Origin of the sequence: Streptomyces sp. NPDC002181 (assembly GCF_042890485.1) — a bacterium.
In the GTDB taxonomy this organism is placed as follows: domain Bacteria; phylum Actinomycetota; class Actinomycetes; order Streptomycetales; family Streptomycetaceae; genus Streptomyces.
In genome coordinates this window covers 517,446-542,321 of record NZ_JBIASC010000002.1, presented here as the reverse complement: position 1 = coordinate 542,321, position 24,876 = coordinate 517,446, and the positions used below count along the sequence as shown (strand labels likewise).

At 71.5% G+C, this 24,876-nt stretch carries 21 protein-coding genes and 1 pseudogene; 6 read left to right on the top strand and 16 right to left on the bottom strand.

What is annotated here, in order from left to right; translation table 11 throughout:
• Positions 1-10 precede the first annotated feature (10 nt).
• Complete coding sequence (locus tag ACFYXV_RS08655; RefSeq protein WP_389382386.1) at positions 11-988, bottom strand: GlxA family transcriptional regulator; 978 nt, start codon at positions 986-988, stop codon at positions 11-13.
• 82 nt (positions 989-1,070) lie between these two features.
• Between ACFYXV_RS08655 and ACFYXV_RS08650 the strand changes: the two genes are divergently transcribed.
• On the top strand, positions 1,071-1,682 hold the full coding sequence (locus ACFYXV_RS08650) for a cysteine hydrolase family protein (RefSeq protein ID WP_389382385.1): 612 nt from the start codon (positions 1,071-1,073) through the stop codon (positions 1,680-1,682).
• Between the two features lie 88 nt (positions 1,683-1,770).
• Here the strand turns inward: ACFYXV_RS08650 and ACFYXV_RS08645 are convergent, their stop codons facing one another.
• Positions 1,771-2,919, bottom strand: a complete 1,149-nt coding sequence (locus ACFYXV_RS08645; protein ID WP_389382384.1) for a glycerate kinase — start codon at positions 2,917-2,919, stop codon at positions 1,771-1,773.
• A 143-nt stretch (positions 2,920-3,062) separates the two neighbouring features.
• Between ACFYXV_RS08645 and ACFYXV_RS08640 the strand changes: the two genes are divergently transcribed.
• The 3 genes from ACFYXV_RS08640 to ACFYXV_RS08630 are packed head-to-tail and all read left to right on the top strand — an operon-like array spanning position 3,063 to position 5,767.
• Positions 3,063-4,766: a BCCT family transporter gene (locus ACFYXV_RS08640; RefSeq protein WP_389382383.1), complete on the top strand. Its 1,704-nt coding sequence runs from the start codon at positions 3,063-3,065 to the stop codon at positions 4,764-4,766.
• Between the two features lie 36 nt (positions 4,767-4,802).
• Complete coding sequence (locus ACFYXV_RS08635) at positions 4,803-5,303, top strand: NUDIX domain-containing protein (RefSeq protein WP_383343511.1); 501 nt, start codon at positions 4,803-4,805, stop codon at positions 5,301-5,303.
• A gap of 35 nt (positions 5,304-5,338) precedes the next feature.
• Entirely contained in the window at positions 5,339-5,767 is a 429-nt protein-coding gene (locus ACFYXV_RS08630) for a hypothetical protein (RefSeq protein ID WP_385464993.1), read from the top strand.
• Between the two features lie 7 nt (positions 5,768-5,774).
• Here the strand turns inward: ACFYXV_RS08630 and ACFYXV_RS08625 are convergent, their stop codons facing one another.
• The 11 genes from ACFYXV_RS08625 to ACFYXV_RS08575 all read right to left on the bottom strand — a co-directional run bounded on the left by ACFYXV_RS08625 (position 5,775) and on the right by ACFYXV_RS08575 (position 19,333).
• Positions 5,775-6,272 carry a methylated-DNA--[protein]-cysteine S-methyltransferase gene (locus ACFYXV_RS08625; protein WP_385465011.1) on the bottom strand — a complete coding sequence of 166 codons (498 nt, stop codon included), beginning with the start codon at positions 6,270-6,272 and terminating at the stop codon, positions 5,775-5,777.
• A gap of 24 nt (positions 6,273-6,296) precedes the next feature.
• A complete protein-coding gene (locus tag ACFYXV_RS08620) occupies positions 6,297-7,778 on the bottom strand; it encodes an AlkA N-terminal domain-containing protein (protein WP_385464996.1) in 1,482 nt (493 codons plus the stop codon).
• 491 nt (positions 7,779-8,269) lie between these two features.
• Entirely contained in the window at positions 8,270-9,094 is an 825-nt protein-coding gene (pssA, locus tag ACFYXV_RS08615; RefSeq protein WP_383351671.1) for a CDP-diacylglycerol--serine O-phosphatidyltransferase, read from the bottom strand.
• 34 nt (positions 9,095-9,128) lie between these two features.
• The gene (locus ACFYXV_RS08610) at positions 9,129-9,785 is read right to left on the bottom strand and encodes a phosphatidylserine decarboxylase (RefSeq protein WP_385463299.1); all 657 of its coding nucleotides are present in this window, start codon (positions 9,783-9,785) and stop codon (positions 9,129-9,131) included.
• Positions 9,786-9,971: 186 nt separating this feature from the next.
• Positions 9,972-11,177, bottom strand: coding sequence for an acyl-CoA dehydrogenase family protein (locus tag ACFYXV_RS08605; protein ID WP_048476593.1), 1,206 nt, complete (start codon positions 11,175-11,177; stop codon positions 9,972-9,974).
• Between the two features lie 2 nt (positions 11,178-11,179).
• Positions 11,180-11,692, bottom strand: a complete 513-nt coding sequence (locus ACFYXV_RS08600) for a MaoC family dehydratase (protein ID WP_030155134.1) — start codon at positions 11,690-11,692, stop codon at positions 11,180-11,182.
• A 5-nt stretch (positions 11,693-11,697) separates the two neighbouring features.
• Positions 11,698-12,690, bottom strand: coding sequence for an HpcH/HpaI aldolase/citrate lyase family protein (locus ACFYXV_RS08595; RefSeq protein WP_385463294.1), 993 nt, complete (start codon positions 12,688-12,690; stop codon positions 11,698-11,700).
• On the bottom strand, positions 12,687-14,738 hold the full coding sequence (locus ACFYXV_RS08590; RefSeq protein WP_376087761.1) for a protein meaA: 2,052 nt from the start codon (positions 14,736-14,738) through the stop codon (positions 12,687-12,689). The genes ACFYXV_RS08595 and ACFYXV_RS08590 overlap by 4 nt, the downstream gene beginning before the upstream one ends.
• 31 nt (positions 14,739-14,769) lie before the next feature.
• Positions 14,770-16,107, bottom strand: coding sequence for a crotonyl-CoA carboxylase/reductase (gene ccrA, locus ACFYXV_RS08585; protein WP_383351655.1), 1,338 nt, complete (start codon positions 16,105-16,107; stop codon positions 14,770-14,772).
• 408 nt (positions 16,108-16,515) lie between these two features.
• Positions 16,516-17,343: a TetR family transcriptional regulator gene (locus ACFYXV_RS08580; protein ID WP_385463291.1), complete on the bottom strand. Its 828-nt coding sequence runs from the start codon at positions 17,341-17,343 to the stop codon at positions 16,516-16,518.
• A 175-nt stretch (positions 17,344-17,518) separates the two neighbouring features.
• Positions 17,519-19,333, bottom strand: coding sequence for a 3-hydroxyacyl-CoA dehydrogenase family protein (locus ACFYXV_RS08575; protein ID WP_385463288.1), 1,815 nt, complete (start codon positions 19,331-19,333; stop codon positions 17,519-17,521).
• Between the two features lie 370 nt (positions 19,334-19,703).
• On the opposite strand from ACFYXV_RS08575, the gene ACFYXV_RS08570 reads away from it, so the two are divergent.
• Together ACFYXV_RS08570 and ACFYXV_RS08565 are read left to right on the top strand one after the other, a co-directional pair.
• Positions 19,704-20,255 (top strand): adenylosuccinate lyase, encoded by a 552-nt coding sequence (locus ACFYXV_RS08570; protein ID WP_385463285.1) that lies wholly within the window; start codon positions 19,704-19,706, stop codon positions 20,253-20,255.
• A 78-nt stretch (positions 20,256-20,333) separates the two neighbouring features.
• Positions 20,334-20,534 (top strand): annotated as a pseudogene (locus ACFYXV_RS08565) (RidA family protein); the annotation flags it as partial.
• Here the strand turns inward: ACFYXV_RS08565 and ACFYXV_RS08560 are convergent.
• The 3 genes from ACFYXV_RS08560 to ACFYXV_RS08550 all read right to left on the bottom strand — a co-directional run bounded on the left by ACFYXV_RS08560 (position 20,520) and on the right by ACFYXV_RS08550 (position 24,799).
• Positions 20,520-21,929, bottom strand: coding sequence for an acyltransferase family protein (locus ACFYXV_RS08560; protein WP_389382382.1), 1,410 nt, complete (start codon positions 21,927-21,929; stop codon positions 20,520-20,522). The pseudogene ACFYXV_RS08565 and the gene ACFYXV_RS08560 overlap by 15 nt on opposite strands.
• A 106-nt stretch (positions 21,930-22,035) precedes the next feature.
• On the bottom strand, positions 22,036-23,646 hold the full coding sequence (locus ACFYXV_RS08555) for an alpha/beta hydrolase (RefSeq protein ID WP_385463279.1): 1,611 nt from the start codon (positions 23,644-23,646) through the stop codon (positions 22,036-22,038).
• Between the two features lie 112 nt (positions 23,647-23,758).
• Positions 23,759-24,799, bottom strand: a complete 1,041-nt coding sequence (locus ACFYXV_RS08550) for an Rv2578c family radical SAM protein (protein WP_389382381.1) — start codon at positions 24,797-24,799, stop codon at positions 23,759-23,761.
• Between the last annotated feature and the right edge of the window lie 77 nt (positions 24,800-24,876).

Genomic DNA, 24,876 nt, shown 5'->3' with positions numbered 1-24,876 from the left:
TCTAACACTGTCACCGGGATTTGGGCGGCCCTGTCCGGCCGATCGCCGCCGCACTTCGGTACGCGCGGGGGCTGAGACCGACGTGGGAGGTGAAGTGCTGGCGGAAGGTGACCTCGCTGGCGAAGCCCGCGCGGCGGGCCACCTCGGGCACCGGGTGATCGGTGCGCTCCAGCAGCCTGCGGGCCGCGTCCAGGCGGTGGCCCAGCAGCCAGCGGTGCGGGGTGGTGCCGGTCGCGGCGACGAAATGGCGGGCGAAGGAGCGCGGGGACATTCCCGCCCAGCGGGCGAGCGCGGCCACGGACAGCGGCTCGTCGAGATGGCGCAGGGCCCGCTCCCGTACGGCCGCCAGGGCCTCGGCGGTCCGGTCCGCCGCCGGAGTGGGCCGGTCCAGGTACTGGGCGTGGTCGCCGGTGCGGAACGGGCCCGTCACCATCGACCGGGCGATGGCGGCGGCGGCCTCCGCCCCGTGGGCCCGGCGCACGAGGTGCAGACAGAGGTCGATCCCGGAGGCCACCCCGGCGGAGGTCCACAGCCCGGAGTCCTCCACGTACAGCGGGGCGTCCTCGACGAGCACGCTGGGGTGGCGCGCGGCCAGCCGCGGGGCCAGCGACCAGTGCGTCACGGCCCGGCGGCCCGCCAGCAGCCCGGCCTCGGCGAGGATGAACGCCCCGGCGCACAGCGCAGCCACCGGTACGCCGCGGGCGTGCGCCTCCCGCAGGGCGGCGAGCACCGGCTCGGGCGTCGGGTCGGACGGCTCGGCCAGCGCCGGTACGACCACGAGATCGGCCTCGGCGAGCCAGTCGAGACCCCGGTCGGGGGCCAGGGTGAGCCCGCCGGGCAGCGCGATGGGCCCGGTGTCGAGGGCGCACCGGCGCAGCTCGAAGCGGGGCACGCCGAGCCGGCTGCGGTCGGGCCCCCAGACCTCGGTGATGACGGCGAGGTCGAAGCCGCGGATGCCGGGCTGCACGACGATGGCGACACGATGCATGCTGCCATCCTGGCAGGATCCCATCGGTTCGGGTCCCGCCCGCCACTGTCGGCGGGCCAGCCCGGCGGAAGATCATGAAGCCATGACGAAGAACGAGATCGCCCTCGCCCCCAACGCCGCCCTGCTGGTCATCGACGTACAGAAGGGCTTCGACGACGCGTCGTACTGGGGCCCGCGCAACAACCCGGCCGCCGAGGCGAACATCGCCGCCCTCATGGACGCCTGGCAGGAGACCGGCCGTCCGGTGGTCCTCGTGCGGCACGCCTCGCGCACCGCCGGTTCGGTCCTGGCCGCGGACCACCCCGGGCACGCCTTCAAGGACTTCGTCACCGACCGGGCGGGGCAGGAGACCCTGCTGGTCACCAAGACGGTGAACTCCTCCTTCTACGGCACCCCCGACCTGGCCGAGTGGCTCACCGCCCAGGGCATCGGCCAGCTGGTGGTGTCCGGGATCCAGACCAACATGTGCGTGGAGACCACGGCGCGGATGGCCGGGAACCTCGGCTACGACGTGCTCGTTCCGCTCGACGCCACGCACACCTTCGACCTCGCGGGCCCGGACGGGGCGGGCCTGACCGCCGACGAGCTGGCCACCGCCACCGCCGTCAACCTGCACGGCGGCGGCTTCGCCCGTGTGGTCGCCACCGCCGAGCTGCTCGCGGCCTCCGCCTCCCCGGCCCGGCTCACCGCGTAGTACCGCCGCCGGCGGGCGGGGCCGCACGTGCCGAGGCCCGGCACCCCCAGGGGGGTGCCGGGCCTCGTACGGCCGTCCGGGTGCCGGGTCAGAGCACCTCGGCGGCGATGTTCGCCGCGACCAGCTCCAGCAGGGGACCCGCGTTCGGGATGGACTTGGCCGGGTCGGGCTCCAGGTCCGTCAGCGGGTACGCCTTGCGGATGCCCGCAGCCTCCAGGGCCTCCTGGTCCAGCAGCAGACGGCCGCACACCGCCACCACCGGCTTGCCCGCCGCTCGCGCCGCGGCCGCGACACCGGCCGGAGCCTTGCCGTGCAGGGTCTGCTCGTCCAGCGAGCCCTCACCGGTGATCACCAGCGTGGCCCGCTCCAGCGCCGGCGCGAAGCCCAGCACCTCCAGCATCAGCTCGATCCCGGGCCGGAACGACGCGCCGAGCAGCAGCGCCCCGTACCCGATGCCGCCCGCGCCGCCCGCACCCGGGGCGGCGGCCAGCCGGCCGGCCTTCTCGCCGATCGACTTCTCCAGCACCACCGCGAAGTGCGCCAGCGCCGCGTCCAGCGTCGCCACGTCCTCGGGCGTGGCCCCCTTCTGCGGGCCGTACACCGCGGGCGCGCCCTTCGGGCCCGTCAGCGGGTTGTCCACGTCGCTCGCCAGGACGAACTCGACCTCCGCGAAGCGCGGGTCGATCCCGGACAGGTCCGCGGACGCCAGCCCGGCGAGCGCGCCGCCGCCCGGACCGACCGGTTCACCGTTCGCGTCCAGGAACACGGCGCCCAGCGCGGCCAGCATCCCCGCTCCGCCGTCGGTGGTGGCGCTGCCGCCCACGCCGAAGACGATCGAGCGCGCGCCCGCGTCCAGCGCGGCCTTGAGCAGCTCGCCCGAGCCGTACGTGGTCGCCGTCAGCGGGGCGAACACACCCGCCGGCAGCAGCTGCAGCCCGGAGGCCTCCGCCATCTCGACCACGGCGGTGCCCCCGCGCAGCGCGAAAGCGGCCGTGACCTGCTCGCCGAGCGGTCCGGTGACCCGTACCTCCCGGCGCTCAAACCCGGCCGCCACGGCGGCCGCGACCGTACCGTCGCCGCCGTCCGCGACGGGGAGTGTTTCGATCTCCACGCCCGGTACGGCCCTGCGAAGGCCGGCCGTCACCCGCTCCGCGACCTGAACGGCCGTGAGCGAGCCCTTGAATTTGTCCGCGGCGATGAGCACGCGCGCGGTCTCAGTTACTGCTCCGTCCGTCACCTTGCTAATCCCTTGCTATCGAACAGTGCAGTCGCGCCTCCATGAGCCTATCCGGAGGATCCTCCTATGCCCATGGGTGGCCTGGGTCACAGGCGGCGCGCCATCCACCTAAATAGGGATATACGCCTGCATAGTGTGGCCGCATGAGCGCGGAATCACTGGACGACACCCGTCCGCAGGGCCCCGAGCCCGAACCGGACCGGGCCGTGGTCACCATCGGAGTGATCGCCGTGCTGGCCGTCGTCGCCTGGGCGGCGCTCGGCAAAGACTCCTTCGACACGGCGTCGAGCACCGCGCTGGCCTGGGTCCTGGCCAATTTCGCCTGGCTGTTCGTGATCGCCGCCGACGTCTTCCTCGTCATGTGCGTCGTCCTCGCGATCAGCCGCTTCGGCCGGATCCGGCTCGGCGCCGACGACTCCGAGCCCGAGTTCACCAACCTCGCGTGGATCGCGATGATGTTCAGCGCGGGCATGGGCATCGGCCTCATGTTCTACGGGGTCGGCGAGCCCCTCACCCACTACCTGAACCCGCCGCCCGCCTCCGGGGCGGCCCCCGGCACCGGGGCAGCCGCCCAGGCCTCCCTCGACTACTCCTTCTTCCACTGGACGCTCACGCCCTGGGCGATCTACGGCATCGCCGGCCTCGCCCTCGCCTACGCCACCTTCCGCAAGCGCCGCGGCAACCGGCTCAGCGCCGCCTTCGTCCCGCTGATCGGAGAGGCGCGCGCGAACGGCCGCCCCGGCAAGGCAATCGACCTGCTCGCCGTCTTCGCCACCGTCTTCGGCACGGCGACCAGCCTCGGCCTCGGCGCGCTCCAGGTCGCCGAAGGGCTCCACATCACGACCGGGATCGAGGACTCCACCGGCGTCGAGCTGATCATCATCGCCTCGCTCTCCGCCGCGTTCGTGCTCTCCGCCTTCTCCGGCCTGCACAAGGGCGTGAAATGGCTGAGCACGATCAACCTCGTGCTCGCCGCCGCCCTGATGCTCTTCGTCTTCCTCCTCGGCCCGACCGTCTACGTCCTCGACGTGATCCCCGCCAGCGTCGGCAGCTACCTGCACGAACTGCTCCCGATGGCCACGCGTACCGGCGCCTTCACCGACAGCGCCTGGCTCGGCGCGTGGACGATCTTCTACTGGGCGTGGTGGCTGTCCTGGGCACCGTTCGTCGGCACCTTCATCGCCCGCATCTCGCACGGCCGCACCATCCGGGAGTTCCTGATCGGCGTCCTGCTCGTGCCCAGCGGCGCCACGGTGGTCTGGTTCTGCGTGATGGGCGGCACCGCGATCCGCCTCGACTCCACCGGCGCGGCCGACCTCGCCGTCAAGGTCAAGGACGGGGCCGAGGCCTCCCTGTTCGCCATGCTGGACGCGCTCCCGCTCGGCACCGTCACCTCGTACGCCGCCATGGTCCTGGTCATGACGTACTTCGTCACCAGCGCCGACTCCGCCTCCCTCGTCATGGGCTCGCTCACCAGCCGCGGCTCGCTCAACCCGCCCACCTGGCTCGTCGTCACCTGGGGCGTGCTCATGGCGGCGGTGGCGGCCGTCCTGCTGGTCGCGGGCGGCCTCAAGTCCCTCCAGACCGCCACCATCCTGGTCGCGCTGCCCTTCGTGCTCGTCATGCTGCTGCTCTGCTGGGCCCTGGTGAAGGAACTCCGCGAGGACCCCGGCGCCGGCCCCGCCCGCCACCACGCCCTGCACGGCATGCGGGACGCGGTCACGGCGATGGTCGGCGACGCCGTCACCGAAGCGGGCCCGGCCCGCCACCCGCGCCTGCGCCGGCCGGCCGGTTCCGCCCGCCGCGACCGTGCGGACCCGCCCCCGCCGAACACCCCGGAGGCGTGATCCCGTCCGCCGGGGCGGCTGGGTAGGGTTGGCGGCGTGACCACCACCGACGACTACGCCACGTACATCGCGAGCCTGCCCCGGGTGCTGGCCGGCGCGGCCGCCCTCTACCGGGACGCCGAGGGGCGGGTGCTGCTCGTCGAGCCCAACTACCGCGAGGGCTGGGCCCTTCCGGGCGGCACCATCGAATCGGACCTCGGCGAGTCCCCGCGGACGGCCGCCCGGCGCGAGAGCGCCGAGGAGATCGGCCTGGACCTGCCGCTCGGCCGGCTGCTCGCCGTCGACTGGACGCTCGGCGAGGGCAGGCCGCCGCTGGTCGCCTACCTCTACGACGGCGGCGTGCTCGACGAGGCGCAACTCGCCTCGATCAGGCTCCAGGAGGAGGAACTGCTCTCCTGGCGGCTGGTCGAGCCCGCCGAACTCACCGCGTACCTCCCCGGATCGCTCGGCCGCCGCACCCGGGAGGCATACCGGGTCCTGGAGTCCGGCGAGGGCACCGCGGAGCTGGAGAACGGCAGCCGCCCGGTCTCCTCGTGACACCGGGCCTACTTCGAGCAGGACAGAATCCTCTGATGATCACGATGTACGCCTGGCCCAGCACCGCCGACGGGCCCGACGCCCTGCCGATGGTCCACTTCACCACCGAGCAGCAGGAGGGCGGCGAGGTCACGGCCGAGGGGACGCCGGTGTGGCTCTTCGACACCGCGATACGCGAGGGCGGCTGGGCCTCGTTCACCGACTTCGAGGGCTGGTCCGTCCCCGCCGCCGGCTGGCAGGCGTTCTACCGCCGCGAGGACGACCTCCTCGCCGTCACCGGCCCCGGCGCCTGCGAGGGCTGGTACCAGGGCAACCTCGGCGCCGACGCCGACTGGGTGGCGGCGGCCGACGCCCAGCGGAGCGTGGTCCTGCTCGCCGCCCCCGTCCAGCACCCCTCGCTGTACGCCTACGCGGTGGAGGCCGGGGCCGCCTTCGCCCTGCTCGTCCCGCTCGTGCTGGTCTGATCCACGGCTACGGCGCCACCTCGCCGGCCTCGAAGGCCAGCAGCCGCACCTTGCGCTCGACGCCCCCGCCGTAGCCGGTCATGCTGCCCGAGGCACCGATCACCCGGTGGCACGGGACGATGATGCCGACCGGGTTCTTCCCGTTGGCCAGGCCCACCGCGCGCGAGGCGTTCGGCTTGCCCAGCCTGGCCGCGAGCTCCCCGTACGACCAGGTCTCGCCGTAGGGGATCCGTACCAGCTGGTCCCACACGCTGCGCTGGAACGCGGTGCCCTCCAGCCGGACGGGCACGTCGAACTCGGTGAGCTCCCCGGCGAAGTACGCGGCCAGCTGCCGCACGACCTCGGGGAACGGCTCCTCGGTCACGGCGACCCGCTCCCCGAAGGACTCCTCGGCCGGACGGTGCCGCTGCCCGGTCATGTACAGGCCGCTGAGGACGCCGTCGGTGGCGACGAGGGTGAGCGGACCGTACGGGCTCTCGACGATGCTGTGCTGCTTGGTGCTCATGCTGCTCATGACGGGGTGCGCTCCTCAGACGGGCAGGTGGTTGACGGGGTGGGCGTCGGTGGCCCACAGGTACTGCACGGCGTACGCGCGCCAGGGCCGCCAGCCGGCCGCCCGGGCGGTGAGCGCCACGGGGGTGGACGGCAGGCCGAGCTCCTTCGCGGCACGCCGGACCCCGAGGTCGGACGGCAGGAAGGCGTCGGGATCGCCCAGCGCCCGCATGGCGATCACCTCGGTGGTCCACGGACCGAACCCGGGCAGCTCGTTCAGCCGCGCGCGGGCGGCCTCCCAGTCGCTGTCGATGCCGAGCGGGAGCGAGCCGTCGGCCAGTGCGCCGACGAGGGTGGTCAAGGTGGTGCGCCGGCTCGCCGGGAGGGCCAGGGACTGCGGGTCCAGGGCGGTCAGGGCCTGCGGCGAGGGGAACAGGTGGGTCAGCCCGCCCTCGGGATCGGGGTCGGCCACCGGTTCCCCGTAAGCGGTGACCAGCCGGGCCGCGTGCGTACGGGCCGCAGCCGTGGACACCTGCTGGCCCAGTACGGCCCGTACGGCGAACTCCGCCGCGTCGACCGTACGCGGCACCCGGCGCCCCGGGGCCTTGTCCACGAGCGGGGCCAGCAGCGGATCGGCCCGCAGCTGCTCGTCGACCGCCTCGGGATCGGCGTCGAGGTCGAGCATCCAGCGGCAGCGGCTGATGGCGATGGTGAGGTCGCGCAGGTCGGTGAGGGCCAGCTGGCAGCCGATGTGGTCGGGCTGCGGGCTGAGCGCGACGACCCCGGTGCCGTACGGCAGCCGCAGCGTCCGGCGGTAGGCGCCGGCCCGCCACTCCTCGACGCCGGGGACGGCCGTCGCGGCGAGGTGGCCGAAGAGGTTGTCGGGGTTGAGCGGGGCCCGGTACGGCAGGCGCAGGCTGATCGTCCCGGGCACCCGCGGAACGTGCCGGTTGGCCTTCTCGGCGCGCAGGCGCAGCTCGCCGGGGGCGAGGGCGAAGACCTCGCGGACGGTCTCGTTGAAGGTCCTGATCGAGGAGAACCCGGCGGCGAAGGCCACGTCGCCCATCGGCAGCCCGGAGGTCTCGATCAGCAGCCGGGCCGTCTGGGCGCGCTGCGCCCTGGCGAGGGCGAGCGGCCCGGCGCCGAGCTCGGCGTTCAGCTGGCGCTCCACCTGGCGGGTGGAATATCCCAGCCGCGCCGCGAGCCCCGGCACGCCCTCGCGGTCCACGACGCCGTCCTGGATGAGCCGCATGGCCCGGGCCACGGCGTCGGCGCGGGCGTTCCACTCGGGGGAGCCGGGGGAGGTGTCGGGCCGGCACCGCTTGCAGGCCCGGAAGCCGGCCTGCTGGCAGGCGGCGGCGCTGGGCAGGAAGCTCATGTTCTCGACCTTGGGCGGCACCGCGGGGCAGCTGGGCCGGCAGTAGATCCCGGTGGTCCGCACGGCGGTGAAGAACCATCCGTCGAAGCGGGCGTCCTTCGACTGGACGGCCCTCACACAGCGCTCGGTGTCGGTGTACATGGCTCCAGCATCCCGGCCCGGCCCTCACCGGGCTGGCGGTTTTCCGACATCAAGCGTAGCCCTCCGGGGGTGGGGCGGGTACGGAGTCGGGGGTGGCCGGGGTCGGGGGCGGGGCGGGGCGCTGTCCGGGGTAGGCATGATTTATGGCCCCCGAGCAGGAGCGTCATGTGCGCGGCCTCACGGGCCACAAATCACGTTTTACACCCCGGACAGCGCCCCACCCCGCCCCCGACCCCGGCCGGCCGGCTTCGGCCCGGGAGCTGCCCGGGCGGGGCCGGTGGCGGGGCGGGGGGTCGTCCGGGGTGTAAAACGTGATTTGTGGCCCGTATCCCGGCCGAGGTCGCCGATGCCGCTCGGGGCCATAAATCATGCCTACCCCGGACGACCCCCCGCCCCGCCACCGGCCCCGCCCCCTCCGCAGCCCCCCCCGTGCACGCGAAAGGGCCCCCGGTGCCGTGTGCCGGCACCGGGGGCCCTTCCGGAAAGAGGTCCTACGGGAGCTGCGACGCCGCTCGCGCCTCGCGGCGGTTGTGGCGGAAGGTGTTCGCGCGACGGGTCGTCGCGAACAGCGGGATGGTCGCCGCCAGAGCGATCTGCAGGGCGCAGCCCGCCTGGAGCAGCACCTGACCGCCCGGGGCGTCGAACGCCCAGGCCGCCAGCAGGCCCATGGCCCCGATGATCCAGCTGAGCATCGCCACCGCGAGGACACCCCGCGGCTTGGGGTACTCGACCCGGCTCACCATCAGCCAGGCCACCCCGATGATCGCGAGCAGCGTCGGGATGAACGGAAGCTCCAGCAGCACGATCGAGACGACCGTGAGCGCGCCGAAGGGGCTCGGCATGCCCTGGAACATGCCGTCCTTCATGGTCACGCAGCTGAATCTCGCGAGTCTGAGCACCACGGCGAGCAGCACCACGATCGCCGCCAGCGCCGACATCTTCTGCACCGCGTCGTCGGCGACCATGCCGTACACGAGCACGAAGTACGCGGGAGCCAGGCCGAAGCTGATCAGGTCGGACAGGTTGTCCAGCTCCGCGCCCATCGGCGAGCTGCGCAGCTTGCGGGCCACGATGCCGTCGAAGAGGTCGAAGACCGCCGCGAGCAGCATCAGTATCACCGCCGTGGCGGCGCTGTTGCGGGCCATGCCCGACTCGCCGCTGCCGGTGAGGTGCGGGATGAGGATCCCGGTGGTGGTGAAGTACACCGCCATGAATCCGCACGTCGCGTTGCCGAGGGTGAGGGTGTCCGCTATCGACAGCCGCAGCGAGAGCGGCATGTCGTCCTCGGCGGACTCCTCCTCCGCGGCCTCGGGCACCCAGCCGCCCGACGGTGTGGTGGGAGTCTCAGGGTCAGTCACGGTCAATTCGGGTCACCCCCGCGGTGGTGGCCTGTCCGACCTCGACCGCGACCTCGACACCCTCGGGGAGGTAGATGTCGACGCGGGAGCCGAAGCGGATCAGACCGATGCGTTCGCCCTGCTCCACCTTGGTGCCGGCCGGCAGGTACGGGACGATGCGGCGTGCGACGGCGCCGGCGATCTGCACCATCTCGATGTCGCCGAGCTCGGTGTCGAAGTGCCAGACAACGCGCTCGTTGTTCTCGCTCTCCTTGTTGAACGCCGGGACGAACCCGCCGGGGACGTGCTCCACGGACGTCACCGTGCCCGCGAGGGGCGCGCGGTTGACGTGGACGTTCAGCGGGCTCATGAAGATCGCGACCCGGGTCCGTCCGTCCTTCCACGGCATGATGCTCTGCACCACACCGTCGGCGGGCGAGATGACCCGGCCCTGCGTGATCTCACGCTCGGGGTCGCGGAAGAACCACAGCATGCCCGCCGCGAGAGCGGTGGTGGGCACGGCCACCGCGGCCCAGCGCCCGGACTTGCGGGCCCGGGTGAGGCTGAGCGCAGCGGTGGCGACGGTCGGCAGAAGCCACGGCGATGCTCCGCGTGCGAGACGTCCGTTCAGGATGCCGACGCGAGGTGCAGAGGTTTGGCTGTGGGGCATGGATGACCTTCGTAGCGGGTGATTGCCGCGCCGCAAACGGGGGGACGGGACGGCGGCTTTACTGGAATGCTATCGGTTGCACGCAACAACTGGGCAAGCCAGAAGCCGAGTCGATGGCCGCCAGCCAGTGACTGCCAGTGATTCTTTTGCGACGAACCCATGGAGGATTCGCCGCAAAAGGGACTTTCAGCCCTGCAGTCGGTACTCCTCGAGCAGGCGCCGACCGATGATCATTTTCTGGATCTCGGCCGTACCTTCACCGATCAGCAGCATCGGTGCCTCCCGGTAGAGGCGCTCGATCTCGTACTCCTTCGAGAACCCGTAGCCGCCGTGGATGCGGAAGGCGTCCTCGACTACCTCCTTGCAGTATTCGGAGGCGAGGTACTTCGCCATCCCTGCCTCCAGGTCGTTTCGTTCCCCGGAGTCCTTTTTGCGTGCTGCATTGACCATCATCGCATGGGCGGCCTCGACCTTGGTAGCCATCTCGGCCAGCTTGAACTGGATGGCCTGGTGCTCGGCGATCGCCTTGCCGAAAGTGTGACGTTGCTGGGCATACGAGACACCCAGCTCGAACGCACGCTGAGCGACGCCGCAGCCACGCGCCGCCACGTTGACGCGGCCGACCTCGACCCCGTCCATCATTTGGTAAAACCCTCGGCCCGTCTGGCCGCCGAGGACCCGATTGGCCGGAATGCGCAGTCCGTCCATGATCAGCTCGGTCGTGTCGACGCCCTTGTAGCCCATCTTGTCGATCTTGCCCGGGATGGTCAGGCCCGGACGGACCTCACCGAAGCCCGGCTCCTTCTCGACGAGGAAGGTCGTCATCGACTTGTGGGGCGCGGTGCCCTCGGGGTGTCCTTCGTCACTCCGGACCAGGACGGCCACCAGGGTCGAGGAGCCGCCGTTCGTCAGCCACATCTTCTGGCCGTTCAGGACGTACTCCTCGCCGTCCTTCACCGCCTTCGACGTGATGGCCGACACGTCGGAGCCCAGCCCCGGCTCGGACATCGAGAACGCGCCGCGCACCTCGCCGAGCGCCATGCGGGGCAGGAAGTGGTCCTTCTGCTCCTGCGTGCCGTGCTGCTTGAGCATGTACGCCACGATGAAGTGGGTGTTGATGATGCCCGAGACGGACATCCAGCCCCGCGCTATCTCCTCCACGCACAGCGCGTAGGTGAGGAGCGACTCACCCAGGCCGCCGTACTCCTCCGGGATCATCAGGCCGAAGAGGCCGAGCTCCTTGAGGCCGTCGACGATCTGCTGCGGGTACTCGTCACGGTGTTCGAGCTCGGTCGCGACCGGGATGATCTCCTTGTCGACGAACTCCCGGACGGTCTTGAGGATCTCCCGCTGGACGTCGGTCAGCCCGGCGGTCTGGGCGAGTCGGGCCATGGCTACTTCCCCTGTTCCTTCAGCTGCGGGCGGCCGGGCTGCTCGCCGCCGCGCTCCTTGATGTACGTCTCGGTCGGGACCATCACCTTGCGCCGGAAGACGCAGACGAGGGTGCCGTCCTGCTTGTAGCCCTTGGTCTCCACGTAGACGATCCCGCGGTCGTTCTTCGACTTCGACGGGGTCTTGTCGAGGACCGTGGTCTCGCCGTAGATGGTGTCGCCGTGGAAGGTCGGCGCCACGTGCCGCAGCGACTCGATCTCCAGGTTGGCGATGGCCTTCCCGGAGACGTCCGGCACGGACATGCCGAGCAGCAGCGAGTAGATGTAGTTGCCCACGACCACGTTCTTGCCGAAGTCGGTCGTGTTCTCGGCGTAATTGCTGTCCATGTGGAGCGGGTGGTGATTCATGGTCAGCAGACAGAAGAGGTGGTCGTCGTACTCCGTGACCGTCTTCCCGGGCCAGTGCTTGTAGACCGCGCCGACCTCGAACTCCTCGTACGTGCGTCCGAACTGCATCGTGCTCAGGCCTCCGCCGTCTTCTCGGTCGAGGGGTGTTCGAACTTGGTGGTGCGCTGCATGCCCGCGGCGCGGCCCTTGCCGGCGATGACCAGGGCCATCTTGCGGCTGGCCTCGTCGATCATTTCGTCGCCGAGCATGGCCGAGCCCTTCTTGCCGCCGGCCTCGGAGGTGCACCAGTCGTAGGCGTCGAGGATCAGCTCGGAGTGGTCGTAGTCCTCCTGGGAGGGGGAGAAGACCTCGTTGGCCGCGTCGACCTGGCCCGGGTGCAGCACCCACTTGCCGTCGAAGCCCAGCGCCGCCGCCCGGCCGGCCACCTCGCGGTAGGCGTCCACGTCGCGGATCTGGAGGAAGGGGCCGTCGATCGCCTGAAGGTTGTGCGTACGGGCCGCCATCAGGATCCGCATCAGGATGTAGTGGTAGGCGTCCGCGGGGTAGCCGGGCGGCTGCATGCCCACGACCAGGGACTTCATGTTGATCGAGGCCATGAAGTCGGCCGGGCCGAAGATGATGGTCTCCAGGCGCGGCGAGGCGGCGGCGATCTCGTCGACGTTGACCAGGCCCTTGGCGTTCTCGATCTGCGCCTCGATGCCGATCTTGCCGACCTCGAAGCCCATCGTCTTCTCGATCTGCGTCAGCAGCAGGTCCAGCGCCACGACCTGCTGGGCGTCCTGGACCTTCGGCAGCATGATGCAGTCGAGGTTCTGGCCCGCGCCCTCCACGACGGTGATGACGTCGCGGTACGTCCAGTGGGTGGTCCAGTCGTTGACGCGCACGACCCGGGTCTTGCCGGTCCAGTCGCCGTTGTTCAGCGCGTCCACGATCGTGTGGCGGGCGCCTTCCTTGGCGAGCGGGGCGCAGGCGTCCTCCAGGTCGAGGAAGACCTGGTCGGCCGGCAGGCCCTGGGCCTTCTCCAGGAAGCGCGGGTTCGAGCCCGGCACCGCGAGGCAGGAGCGGCGCGGACGCAGCCGGTTCACGGGGGAAGAGGGCGTGGTCATGCGGGGACCTCCAGAGGGTCGAGCTTGTTCGCTTTCCGGATCTCGTCGACGATACGGCCGATGATCTCCGTGATACCGAAGTCCTTGGGTGTGAACACGGCGGCCACTCCGGCCGCCTTGAGGGCGATGGCATCGGCGTTCGGAATGATGCCGCCGAGGACCACGGGGATGTCACCCGCCCCCGCCGTACGGAGGCGTTCCAGCACGTCCGGTACGAGCGCGCTGTGCGAGCCGGACAGGATGGACAGTCCCACGCAGTGCACGTCCTCGGCCAGCGCCGCCGAGGAGATCTCCTCGGGTGTCAGCCGGATGCCCTGGTAGACCACCTCGAACCCGGCGTCGCGGGCCCGTACGGCGATCTGCTCGGCGCCGTTGGAGTGCCCGTCCAGGCCCGGCTTGCCGACCAGCAGGCGCAGCCGGCCGGAGCCCAGGTCCTCGGCGGTACGGGCGACCTTCTCGCGGACCAGGGCCATCGGCGTGCCCTCCTCGGCGGTGACCGCCACCGGGGCCGAGGAGACCCCGGTCGGGGCGCGGAACTCGCCGAACACCTCGCGCAGGGCGGTGGCCCACTCGCCGGTGGTGACACCGGCGCGGGCGCACTCCAGGGTGGCCTCCATCAGGTTCTCGGTCCCGGCGGCGGCCTCCTTGAGCCGGTCCAGGGCCTGCATCACGGTCGGGAAGACGAACGGGTCGCCGTTCCCCTGCCGGTCCGAGGACTCCTGCCGCTCGGCCCGCCAGCGGACGATCCGCTCCACGGTCAGCGCCTCGGTGGCCGGGTCGACCGTCATGATGGCGCCGTCCAGGTCGGCCGTCAGAGGGTTCTCCTCGGTCTGCTCGAAGCAGTTGACGCCGACGATCTTGTCCTGGCCGGCCTCGATCCGGGCGCGCCGCTCGGCGTGCGAGGCGACCAGCTCGCCCTTCAGGTACCCGGACTCGACGGCGGCCATCGCGCCGCCCATCTCCTGGATCCGGTCGATCTCGGCCAGGCAGTCGGCGACCAGGGAGTCGACTTTGGCCTCGATGACGTGGGATCCGGCGAAGATGTCCTCGTACTCCAGCAGATCGCTCTCGTGCGCCAGGACCTGCTGGATGCGCAGCGACCACTGCTGGTCCCAGGGCCGGGGCAGGCCCAGCGCCTCGTTCCAGGCGGGCAGCTGCACGGCGCGGGCCCGGGCGTCCTTGGAGAGCGTGACCGCGAGCATCTCCAGCACGATGCGCTGGACGTTGTTCTCCGGCTGCGCCTCGGTCAGCCCGAGGGAGTTGACCTGGACGCCGTACCGGAAGCGGCGCTGCTTGGCGTTCTCGATGCCGTAGCGCTCGCGGGTGACCTGGTCCCAGATGCGGCCGAAGGCGCGCATCTTGCACATCTCCTCGATGAAGCGGACGCCCGCGTTCACGAAGAACGAGATGCGGGCGACGACCTCGCCGAAGCGCTCCTCGGGCACCTGGCCCGAGTCGCGCACCGAGTCCAGTACGGCGATCGCCGTCGACATCGCGTACGAGATCTCCTGGACCGGGGTGGCCCCCGCCTCCTGGAGGTGGTACGAGCAGATGTTGATCGGGTTCCACTTCGGGATGTGGTTGACCGTGTACGCGATCATGTCCGTCGTCAGGCGGAGCGAGGGCCCGGGCGGGAAGACGTGCGTCCCGCGCGAGAGGTACTCCTTGACGATGTCGTTCTGGGTGGTGCCCTGGAGCTGGGCGATGTCCGCGCCCTGCTCCTCGGCGGCCACCTGGTAGAGCGCCAGCAGCCACATGGCGGTGGCGTTGATCGTCATCGAGGTGTTCATCTGCTCCAGGGGGATGTCCTGGAACAGCCGCCGCATGTCGCCCAGATGGGAGACCGGGACCCCGACCCGGCCCACCTCGCCGCGGGCGAGGATGTGGTCGGGGTCGTAGCCGGTCTGCGTCGGGAGGTCGAACGCGACCGACAGGCCGGTCTGGCCCTTGGCGAGGTTGCGGCGGTACAGCTCGTTGGACGCCTCGGCCGTGGAGTGGCCGGCGTACGTCCGCATGAGCCACGGACGGTCTTTCTGGCGCTCTGTCATCTCAGGCTGTCCCTTTGGCCCTTGAACGATCTCAGACGTTGCGGAAGCGGTTGATCGCGTCGAGGTGCGTCGCGCGCATCTCGTGGTCGCGCACGCCCAGGCCCTCCTCGGGGGCCAGCGCCAGGACGCCGACCTTGCCCTGGTGGAGGTTGCGGTGGACGTCGTACGCGGCCTGACCGGTCTCCTCCAGGGAGTAGACCTTGGACAGCGTGGGGTGGATCTTGCCCTTGGCGATCAGGCGGTTGGCCTCCCACGCCTCGCGGTAGTTGGCGAAGTGCGAGCCGATGATGCGCTTGAGCGACATCCACAGGTAGCGGTTGTCGTACTCGTGCATGTAGCCCGAGGTGGAGGCGCAGGTGGTGATGGTGCCGCCCTTGCGCGTGACGTAGACGCTCGCGCCGAAGGTCTCCCGGCCGGGGTGCTCGAAGACGATGTCGATGTCCTCGCCGCCGGTCAGCTCGCGGATGCGCTTGCCGAAGCGCTTCCACTCCTTCGGGTCCTGGGTGTGCTCGTCCTTCCAGAACTTGTAGCCCTCGGCGTTGCGGTCGATGATCGACGTCGCGCCCATGGAGCGGCAGATGTCCGCCTTCTGCTCGCTGGAGACCACGCAGATCGGGTTGGCGCCGCCGGCCAGGGCGAACTGGGTGGCGTACGAGCCGAGCCCGCCGCTGGCGCCCCAGATCAGGACGTTGTCGCCCTGCTTCATGCCGGCGCCGTTGCGGGAGACCAGCTGGCGGTAGGCGGTGGAGTTGACCAGGCCGGGGGAGGCGGCCTCCTCCCAGCTCAGGTGGTCCGGCTTCGGCATCAGCTGGTTGGACTTGACCAGGGCTATCTCGGCGAGGCCGCCGAAGTTGGTCTCGAAGCCCCAGATGCGCTGCTCGGGGTCGAGCATCGTGTCGTTGTGGCCGTCGGAGGACTCCAGCTCCACCGAGAGGCAGTGCGCGACGACCTCGTCGCCCGGCTTCCAGGAGTTGACCCCGGGGCCGGTGCGCAGCACGACGCCCGCGAGGTCGGAGCCGATGACGTGGTACGGGAGGTCGTGGCGCTTGCTCAGGTCGCTGAGCTTGCCGTAACGCTCCAGGAAGCTGAAGGTCGACACCGGCTCGAAGATCGACGTCCAGACCGAGTTGTAGTTGACCGAGGAGGCCATGACGGCCACCAGGGCCTCGCCCGGGCCGAGCTCCGGCACCGGGACCTGGTCGAGGTGCAGGGACTTGCGCGGGTCCTTCTCACGGGTGGTGAGCCCCGCGAACATCTCCGCCTCGTCCTTGTGCACGGTGATCGCGCGGTAGGAGTCGGGGAGCGGCAGGGCCGCGAAGTCGGCGGCCGTAGCGGCCTGCGACTGGATCGCGTCGAGGATGTCCTTCACGGTGTTGCCTCCGGCGAGCGCTGATGAGGGTGCGCTGAGGGATACGCGGGTGCGCGGTACGGGTGTGGTGTGGGTGGTGCTGCGGTACTGCGGTGTGCCGTCGGTCCGGCAAAGCTGTGGTGCTGGCGCGGTGCCCGTGGTGGGGCGTGCGCGCGGGGCCTGGTGACGCAGGCATCCGGGGCGCGGTTCGTGCCGAGTGGGCGTGGACCGCGGGGACATCCGGACGAGATTCAACGTATGGCACCCCGTGTCACCTAGCAAGGCACCGCGTGCCAAAACTTTCTCTCATTTGCCTATTGACCTGCGCAGATGAGCGATGATCGATCAGGGTTACCCGCGAGTAGGGGCAAGTCGGACAAACAAAAGCGGCCGCCCCCGGAACGGGAGCGGCCACTGTGATGTGTGCGACTACTGCTTGTTTCTGAGTGCTTCCTCGATGGTCCGCATGACCTCGTCGAGCGGAGCGTCCGTACGGGCCACCGCCACCAGCACCTCGCCCTGCGTACGGACCTGCGCCGGCGCGGCCGGCGCCGCGGCAGGCGTGGTGCCCAGGGTGCGGCCCGCGCCGATGCCGGAGCCGAAGGTCTTCCGCACGATCGAGAAGGCGTGGTCCAGCTGCGCCTCCACGTCCCCCTGGCCCCCGGCCCGCAGCCAGCGCCGCAGCACGTGGTTGTGGGCCGTCACGACCGCCGAGGCGGCCACCTCGGCCAGCAGCGGGTCGTCGTTGCCGTCGTGGTGGTCGGTCTCGTCGAAGTGGGCCAGCAGATAGCGGGTGAACAGCCGCTCGTACCGGGCCACCGAGGCGATCTCCCGCTCCCGCAGCGCCGGCACCTCGCGGGTCAGCCGGTAGCGCTCCACCGACACCGCCGGCGAGGCGGCGTACATCTTCATGACTTCCTTGATCCCGCGGCACACCGTGTCGAGCGGGTGCTCGTGCGCCGGGGCCACGTCCAGCACCGCCTCGGCCCTGGTCAGGGTGTCGTCGTGGTCCGGGAAGATCGCCTCTTCCTTGGACCGGAAGTGCCGGAAGAAGGTCCGGCGCGCCACCCCCGCCGTCGCGGCGATCTCGTCGACCGTCGTCGCCTCGTACCCCTTGGTCGCGAACAGCTCCATGGCGGCGGCGGCGAGCTCGCGCCGCATCTTGAGCCGCTGCGCGGCCGCCTTGGTGCCCGCCGGGCTCTCCGTGCTGTCGGAGGCCGTGGCGGCGCGGGGCGAGGTCTTGGCGGGCTGGGACATAGAGCGAAAGTACTTCATTCGCGCGGGGGAGCGCGCCTGAGGGGGGTGGGGCGGGGGTGGATGCGGGGGAGGGCCCGCACTGGGCTCGGAAGGTACGGCCTGCCGTGAGGGTGCGGCAGACCCGAGCAGCCCTCCCCACGCATCCGGCTCTGGGGGCACCTGGCCGGGGGGCTGATTACCGGCGGGCGTACTCACGGAATCCGCGGCCGGTCTTGCGGCCCAGGCAGCCCGCCGCCACCAGGTGCTCCAGCAGCGGGGAGGGGGCCAGGCCGGGATCGCGGAACTCCTTGTGGAGCACCTTCTCGATCGCCAGCGAAACGTCCAGGCCGACGACGTCCAGGAGCTCGAAGGGCCCCATCGGGTACCCGCCGCCCAGCTTCATCGCGGCGTCGATGTCGTCGAGGCTCGCATAGTGCTGCTCGACCATCTTCACGGCGTTGTTCAAGTACGGGAACAGCAGCGCGTTCACGATGAACCCGGCCCGGTCCCCGCAGTCCACCGGGTGCTTGCGCACCTTCAGGCAGATCTCGCGGACCGTGGCGTGCACGTCGTCCGAGGTCAGGACGGTCCGGACCACCTCGACCAGCTTCATCGCCGGCGCCGGGTTGAAGAAGTGCATGCCGATCACGTCCTGCGGACGCGAGGTCACGCGGGCGACCGCGATCACCGGCAGCGAGGAGGTCGTGGTGGCCAGCACCGCGCCCGGCTTGCAGACCTTGTCGAGGGCGGCGAACAGCTCCTGCTTGACCGCCAGGTCCTCGGCGACGGCCTCCACGGCCAGGTCCACGTCGGCGAAGGCGTCCAGCGAGCCGGCCGGGGTGATCCGCTCCAGCGTCCGCGCCGCGTTCTCCTCGGTCAGCCTGCCCTTGGACACCGCACGGTCCAAGGACTTGCCGATCGCGGCCTTCGCAGCGGACGCCTTCTCCTGGCTGCGGGCGGCGAGCACCACCGCGAAGCCGGCCTGCGCGAAGACCTGCGCGATGCCGCTCGCCATGGTGCCGGAGCCGGCCACGCCGACCTTCGCGACCGGACGACCCTCGGTGAGCCGGGCCCCGTCCAGCGGGGTCTGCGCGTCGCGGACGACGGTGGAGCTGCCCGGCTCGGCGTACGTGTAGAAACCGCGCCCGGACTTCTGTCCGGTCAGGCCGGCCTCGGCGAGGTGGCCCAGGATCGGGGCCGGGGCGTGCAGCCGGTCGCCGGAGGAGGCGTACATGGCCTCCAGGACGGTGCGGGCGGTGTCCACGCCGATCAGGTCGAGCAGTGCGAGCGGGCCCATGGGCAGACCGCAGCCGAGCCGCATCGCCGCGTCGATGTCCTCGCGGGAGGCGTACTTCGACTCGTACATCGCGGCGGCCTGGTTGAGGTACCCGAAGAGCAGGCCGTCCGCGACGAAGCCGGGGCGGTCGCCGACGGACACGGGCTCCTTGCCGAGCTCGCGGGCCAGCTCCGTGACCGCCTCGACGGCCGGCGGGGCGGTCAGGACGCTGGAGACCACCTCCACCAGCTTCATCGCCGGCGCCGGGTTGAAGAAGTGCAGGCCGAGGACGCGCTCGGGGCGCTGGGATTCGGCGGCGAGGCGGGTCACCGAGAGGGCGTTGGTGCCGGTCGCCAGGATCGTGTCCGGGCGGACGATCGCGTCGAGCTCGCGGAAGAGGCGCTGCTTGACCTCGTAGTTCTCCGGGACGACCTCGATGACGAGGTCGGCGTCGGCGGCGGCGGACAGCTCGGTGAAGGTGCGGAAGCGGGCGAGGACGCCCTCGCGCTCCTGCTCGGTGAGGCGCTCGCGGGCCACCGAACGGGCCGTGGCGGCCGCGAGGGCGGCCGTGGCCCGGCGGGTGGCGGCCTCGCTGATGTCGATGCCGATGACCTCGCGGCCGGCCTGGGCGAGGACCTCGGCGATGCCGGTGCCCATGGTGCCGAGGCCGACGACGGCGATGGTCTGGAAGGCGGACTGGCCGGTGGACTGACTGGACGTGGACGGAAGGTCCATCGCGGGACTCCAGTGGAAGAGGGTGACGACTGAGGGGGCCGCACGGCGCACGACGCGCGGCGGAGATCCGGCCCGCGGGGAAACGCGGGGCGGAGAACGGCTGACCCTGTCCCGGGGCCGCGCCGTACACGAAAGGCAGCAGGGGTAGCTGGTGCACGGGAGTCGTGGGAGCTACCGGACCGACTGGTACGGGGCGGCTGCGTCACCAGGCCGGCCTCGTACGTTGAAGGGAGCGTAACCCGTCGGTAACTGCCGCGCCAGAGCGCGGAGATGTGACCTGTACCGCCCAAATGTACCGATCATCGATCATCGATCAGCCATCTGAAGGAAACCCGGCGTGGCGGCGGCCGCGCCGCCCTAGGGTGGCCGGGTGAACGACGTGCTGGAGCGCCTGCGAACGGAAGCCGCGGAATCCCCGCGGTACGAGGAGCTGCTCGCGGCGGACGCCGACGCGCTGGCCGCCTCCCTGACCTCCGCCGGCCTGCCCCTGTGGGCCCGCGAGCTGGCCGCGTACCGTCTCGGCCTGGCCGGGGACCGGCGGGCCTTCGAACCCCTGGTACTGCTCCTCAACCACCGCGACCCGCCGCGCTGCGCGGCCGCGGCCGAGGCGCTGGCCGCCCTGGGGGACCCGCGTACGGCCCGCGCCGCGGCCGCCCTCGCCACCAACACCCTGCGCACGGCCTACGCCCTCCAGCCCGTACGGCTCCTCGCGGCCCTGCGCGCCCCCGAATCGGCGCCGGCCCTGATGGCGACGCTCTCCCGGCTCCTGTCGCCGCACGAGCCGTACTGGAGGGTGGCCCTGGCCTGCGTCGAAGGCCTGGGCACCCTCGGGGACCCGCGTGCCCGGGAGGTCCTCACCCGCGCCCAGTCCCACCCCCGCCTCGCGGTCCCGGCGACGGCGGCCCTGCGCGAGCTGCGCTGAACGGCCCGCTCCGGCCGAGCGGACCGCACTGACATTCACCCCATGAGCGACCTCACGAGCGGGCCCGGCAACACCCACTTCGACGACGTGGTGAAGCTGACGTACTTCGTCACGGACGTCGCCCACCCCCCGGCGGTCCGGCAGGCGCGCGACCGCGTCATCCCCGCCGACCGTCTGCCGGCCTCATCGGCCGTCCAGGTGGCCGCCCTCTTCCACCCCGAGCTCCTCCTGGAGGTCGAGGCGTTCGCGGTCCTGCCCGTCCCCTCAGCCGGAGCCTGAGGCCCTCTCACCCGCTGCCACGGCGGCCGCGGGCCCGCTGTCCGCGTCGCCCTCCGGCGTCCGGGCCACCGCGTCGGGCCCGGCCGCCGCCGCGGCCGGGCGGCGGCCGTCCGCCGCCCGCTGGATCCGCTTGCCCAGACGCTGCGCCGGCAGCTCGACCAGGCGGTACATCACGTGGCTGGCGGCCATCAGCGCGGCGAGGAAGACTGCCGTCCAGACGATCTTGCCGAGCGTCGACCCGGGCACGGGCGGGACGCCCAGCGGCGGACCGATCGTGCGCAGCAGCGGAAAGTGCAGCAGGTACATCGAGAAGCTGATCGCGCCGAGCCAGGTCAGCGGCTTCGGGAAGTGCCGCCCCCGCAGCAGGAAGAAGAGACCGAACAGGACCCAGGCCGCGAGGTAGGAGAACGACCAGGCCTTCCATCCGGAGGTCCACGTGCTGTCCTGGACCCCGTCGCGGTTGTACAGCCATCCGACGAGCACGCCCGCGACGACCACGGACCCACAGGCGAGCAGAGCCGGAACGCGGCCGATCGTGCCGTGCTGCGCCCGGTACACGACGGTGCCCGCGAACATCGTTGCGAAGATCATCAAGGTCTCGAACGCGACGGCCCGGCTGTTGAGCGCGGCCAGCACCAGCCCGAGCGCGCCGAGCAGCAGGGCCCCTGCCGCGGTCGCCTTCCGGTTCCCGCTCAGTACGCCCCAGAATCCCGCGAGGACGATCGGCGTGACGATGAGCAGGAGCTGACGGACCGAGAGGAAGCCGGTCAGCAGCTGGGGGGCGAGGGCGGTGCCGATGGCGAGCGCGGCGCCGGCGAAACCGACGGCGATCGGAGCGCTGTGCCGGTGCAGGTTCCGGGTGAACAGGGCCGTGACGAAGAAGTAGAAGACCATCTCGTAGCAGAGCGTCCAGGTGACGTTCATGCCGTTGATGACGCCCAGCATGTCCTGGAGCATCAGGCCGTTCGCGACCAGGGAGGCGAGGTCGTCGCCGGTGCGCAGCAGCGCGACCGAACCGTCTCCCGCCGGCAGCATCATGATCGCGGCGGCGAAGGCGGCGATGACGGCCGGGTAGATCCGGAAGAGCCGGCCGATCCAGAAGCCCCGGACATCACCCCGGCGCTCCAGGGAGGCCGGGATGATGTAACCGCTCACGATGAAGAAGAGCATGACCCCGAACAAGCCGAGGTCGAAGTTCCACCGGATGATCGTCCCGCCGAAAGGCAGCATGCGCAGCACGTCGAAGTGGTGCAGGACGACGACCAGGGCGGCGATGCCGCGCAGCGCGTCCAGCCAGCCGAGCCGGGCGCCGGCGCCCGGGGCGGTGCCGGGGGTGGTGGTGTCCGGGGTCGCTGCGGCCTTCCGCCGGGCGAGTGAGGATGTCAGCGTCTTCACCGCAGGGACCCTAGCCCATGTCCGGGAGTCCCTCCCCGTTCACCGGAGTGCCGGGGACGAGACGTGAGAACCGTTACAGAGGAGGACAAACGCCGGTGCTCGGTGGTTACCCGCGGAAGCCCAGGAGGCCGTGGAGGGCCGTGCCGCCCGCCGTGGGCGGGACCGCGCGGGTGGCCGCGGTCGGCTTCGGGGGCGCCTGGGCCGGGCAGGCCGCGTCCGAGGCCAGGCCGCTGCGCAGGTACGCCGCCACCTTCTCGTCCAGGCACTTGTTGCCGCTGAGGGCGACCCCGTGGTTGCCGCCGCCCTCCTCGACCACCAGGGCCGAGCCCTTCAGCTTCCCCTTCATGCTCAGCGCCCCCTCGAACGGGGTCGCCGCGTCCTCCGTCGCCTGGAGCAGCAGGGCCGGCGGGAGGGCGGCGTTGGTCACGTCCGGCGCCGCCAGCGGCTCCGTCCGCCAGAACGCGCACGGGGCGTTGTACCAGGCGTTGTTCCAGGTCATGAACGGGGCCTTCGCGTGGGTGCGCCACATGTCCGCGCGCCACTGGTTCCAGTCCTTCGGCCAGGCCGAGTCCCGGCACTGCACCGCCGTGTACACGCTGTAGCTGTTGCCCGCGGAGGGCTCCACCGCCCCGAACCGCTCGTACGCCGCCACCAGCGGCTTGGGGTCCTTGGTCACCTCGTACGCGGAGAAGGCCTCGGCGAGGACCGGCCAGTAGCCGTTGTAGTAGCCGCCCGGCATGTACGTGTCCTCCAGCTCGGCCGGGCCCACCTTGCCGCCCGCCGGGGCCGCGCGCAGGGCGTCCCGCATCGCGTACCAGCGCTCTTCGACCCCCGCCGGATCGGTGCCCAGCCCGTACTTCTCGTCGTACTGGGCCACCCAGGCCAGGAAGGCCTTGTGCCGGGCGTCGAACGCCTGGTCCTGCGCGAGGTTGTCCTCGTACCAGACCCCGCCCGGGTCGACCACGGAGTCCAGGACGAGGCGGTGCACCCGGTCCGGGTGGAGTTTGGCGTACACCGCGCCCAGGTAGGTCCCGTACGAGTAGCCGAAGTAGCTGACCTTCGCCGCGCCGAGTGCCCCGCGCAGGAGCTCGATGTCGCGGGCGGCCGAGACGGTGCCGATGTAGGGGAGCACGTCCGCGTGCTTGGTCTGGCAGGACTCGGCGAAGGACTTCACCCGGTCCAGGTTGGCCTGCTCGGTCTGCGCGTCGAGCGGTACGGAGTCCGGGCGCACGGGGGTGAAGTGGCCGGGCCCGCAGTCCAGGGTGGGCTCGCTCTTGCCGACACCGCGGGGGTCGAACCCGATCACGTCGTACTGGGCCGCCACGTCCTTCGGCAGCGCGGAGGCCACGAACCCGGCCAGGGCGCGGCCGCTGCCGCCCGGTCCGCCGGGGTTGACGAGCAGCGGGCCCTGCGAGGCGGCGGCCGTGTGCGGGACCCGGGTCAGGGCCAGCGAGATCTGCCGGCCGGCCGGGTGGTCGTGGTCGAGCGGGACCTTGAGGGAGGCGCACTGCAGCGTCGGGTAGCGAGGGGTCGCGCATCCGGTCCAGCGCAGCGCGGCGGGCGCGGCGGCCGGTGCCGCGGCCGTCGGCGCGGCACCCGCCGGGCTCGTGACGACGGCGGCCGCGGTCGCGGTGGCGACCGACAGCAGGACGGCGGCGCGCTTCGACAGCGGGCCGCGCTTCTTCGCGGGGTTCGCAGGGTTCGCGGGGTGGAGCATGGGGCCTCCCAGCCGAGGGTTCTGGGCGGAATCGTCCCGGAAACCACGCCCGGAAGGTGGTATTGGGCCATGGATTGGCCCGATGTGATGAGCCTTCAGGGGCCGTACGAGGTCACAGGAGGCTGAGTTGGACCGGCTCGGCGGGCGCCGGCCCGGCCGGGTGCCCGGATGCGGGGATCCGGCGGGCCGCGCCCCGCCGGGAGGGCCCGATACCGAATTCGGCGGCGAGCTCGTGGACTTGCCGGGTGATCTGCCGCTGGTACCAGGTGGGTGCGTACGAGCCGCCCGCGTACATCCGCTCGTACCGCGCGACGAGGTGCGGGTGGTGGGCACCCAGCCACGCCGTGAACCACTCGCGGGCGCCCGGCCGCAGATGGAGTACCAGGGGTGTCACGGAGGTCGCCCCGGACTCGGCGACGGCCCGGACGGTGGCCCGCAGCTCCTCGGGGGAGTCCCCGAGGAAGGGGATGACCGGGGCCATCAGCACCCCGCACTCGATCCCGGCCCCGGTCAGGGCCCGTACGGCGGCGAGCCGGGCGGCGGGGGAGGGGGTTCCGGGTTCGACGGTCCGCCACAGGGCGGTGTCGGTGAAGCCGACGGAGACGGAGATGCCGACGTCGGTGACCCCGGCGGCCCGCCGCAGGAGGGGGAGGTCGCGCAGGATCAGCGTCCCCTTGGTCAGGATGGAGAAGGGGTTGGCGCGGTCGAGCAGGGCCTCGATGATCCCCGGCATCAGCCGGTAGCGGCCCTCGGCCCGCTGGTAGCAGTCGACGTTGGTGCCCATGGCGATGTGCGAGCCCTCCCACCGGGGCGCGGCGAGTTCGCGGCGCAGCACCTCGGGGGCATTGGTCTTGACGACGATCTGTGAGTCGAAGCCGATGCCGGTGTCGAGGTCGAGGTAGCTGTGGGTCTTGCGGGCGAAGCAGTACACGCAGGCGTGGCTGCACCCGCGGTACGGGTTGACCGTCCATTCGAACGGCATGCGCGAGGCGCCGGGCACGCGGTTGAGGACCGAGCGGGCGCGGACCTCGTGGAAGGTGATCCCGCGGAACTCGGGGGTGTCGAAGGTCCGCGTGACGACGGAGGCGGCCCCGAACAGCGCCCCCGCCTGCTCCCGGGCTCCGGGCCCGTCCGTCAGATTGTCCCAGCGCATGAGCGCCTCCCTCGGTGTTCTCGATCCGAGAATAGAACAAACGTTCCCATGATCGTGCGGGAGCGGACGGTCGTGAA

Excerpts from the sequence above, each read along its gene's own strand:
- ACFYXV_RS08605 (WP_048476593.1), bottom strand. The coding sequence starts at position 11,177 with ATGGCCCGACTCGCCCAGACCGCCGGGCTGACCGACGTCCAGCGGGAG.
- ACFYXV_RS08610 (WP_385463299.1), bottom strand. The coding sequence starts at position 9,785 with ATGCCCCACAGCCAAACCTCTGCACCTCGCGTCGGCATCCTGAACGGA.
- ACFYXV_RS08555 (WP_385463279.1), bottom strand. The coding sequence starts at position 23,646 with ATGCTCCACCCCGCGAACCCTGCGAACCCCGCGAAGAAGCGCGGCCCG.
- ACFYXV_RS08575 (WP_385463288.1), bottom strand. The coding sequence starts at position 19,333 with ATGGACCTTCCGTCCACGTCCAGTCAGTCCACCGGCCAGTCCGCCTTC.
- ACFYXV_RS08550 (WP_389382381.1), bottom strand. The coding sequence starts at position 24,799 with ATGCGCTGGGACAATCTGACGGACGGGCCCGGAGCCCGGGAGCAGGCG.
- ACFYXV_RS08650 (WP_389382385.1), top strand. The coding sequence starts at position 1,071 with ATGACGAAGAACGAGATCGCCCTCGCCCCCAACGCCGCCCTGCTGGTC.
- ACFYXV_RS08595 (WP_385463294.1), bottom strand. The coding sequence starts at position 12,690 with ATGACCACGCCCTCTTCCCCCGTGAACCGGCTGCGTCCGCGCCGCTCC.
- ACFYXV_RS08625 (WP_385465011.1), bottom strand. The coding sequence starts at position 6,272 with ATGAGCACCAAGCAGCACAGCATCGTCGAGAGCCCGTACGGTCCGCTC.
- ACFYXV_RS08580 (WP_385463291.1), bottom strand. The coding sequence starts at position 17,343 with ATGTCCCAGCCCGCCAAGACCTCGCCCCGCGCCGCCACGGCCTCCGAC.
- ACFYXV_RS08655 (WP_389382386.1), bottom strand. The coding sequence starts at position 988 with ATGCATCGTGTCGCCATCGTCGTGCAGCCCGGCATCCGCGGCTTCGAC.
- ACFYXV_RS08630 (WP_385464993.1), top strand. The coding sequence starts at position 5,339 with ATGATCACGATGTACGCCTGGCCCAGCACCGCCGACGGGCCCGACGCC.
- ACFYXV_RS08640 (WP_389382383.1), top strand. The coding sequence starts at position 3,063 with ATGAGCGCGGAATCACTGGACGACACCCGTCCGCAGGGCCCCGAGCCC.
- ACFYXV_RS08600 (WP_030155134.1), bottom strand. The coding sequence starts at position 11,692 with ATGCAGTTCGGACGCACGTACGAGGAGTTCGAGGTCGGCGCGGTCTAC.
- ACFYXV_RS08620 (WP_385464996.1), bottom strand. The coding sequence starts at position 7,778 with ATGTACACCGACACCGAGCGCTGTGTGAGGGCCGTCCAGTCGAAGGAC.
- ACFYXV_RS08590 (WP_376087761.1), bottom strand. The coding sequence starts at position 14,738 with ATGACAGAGCGCCAGAAAGACCGTCCGTGGCTCATGCGGACGTACGCC.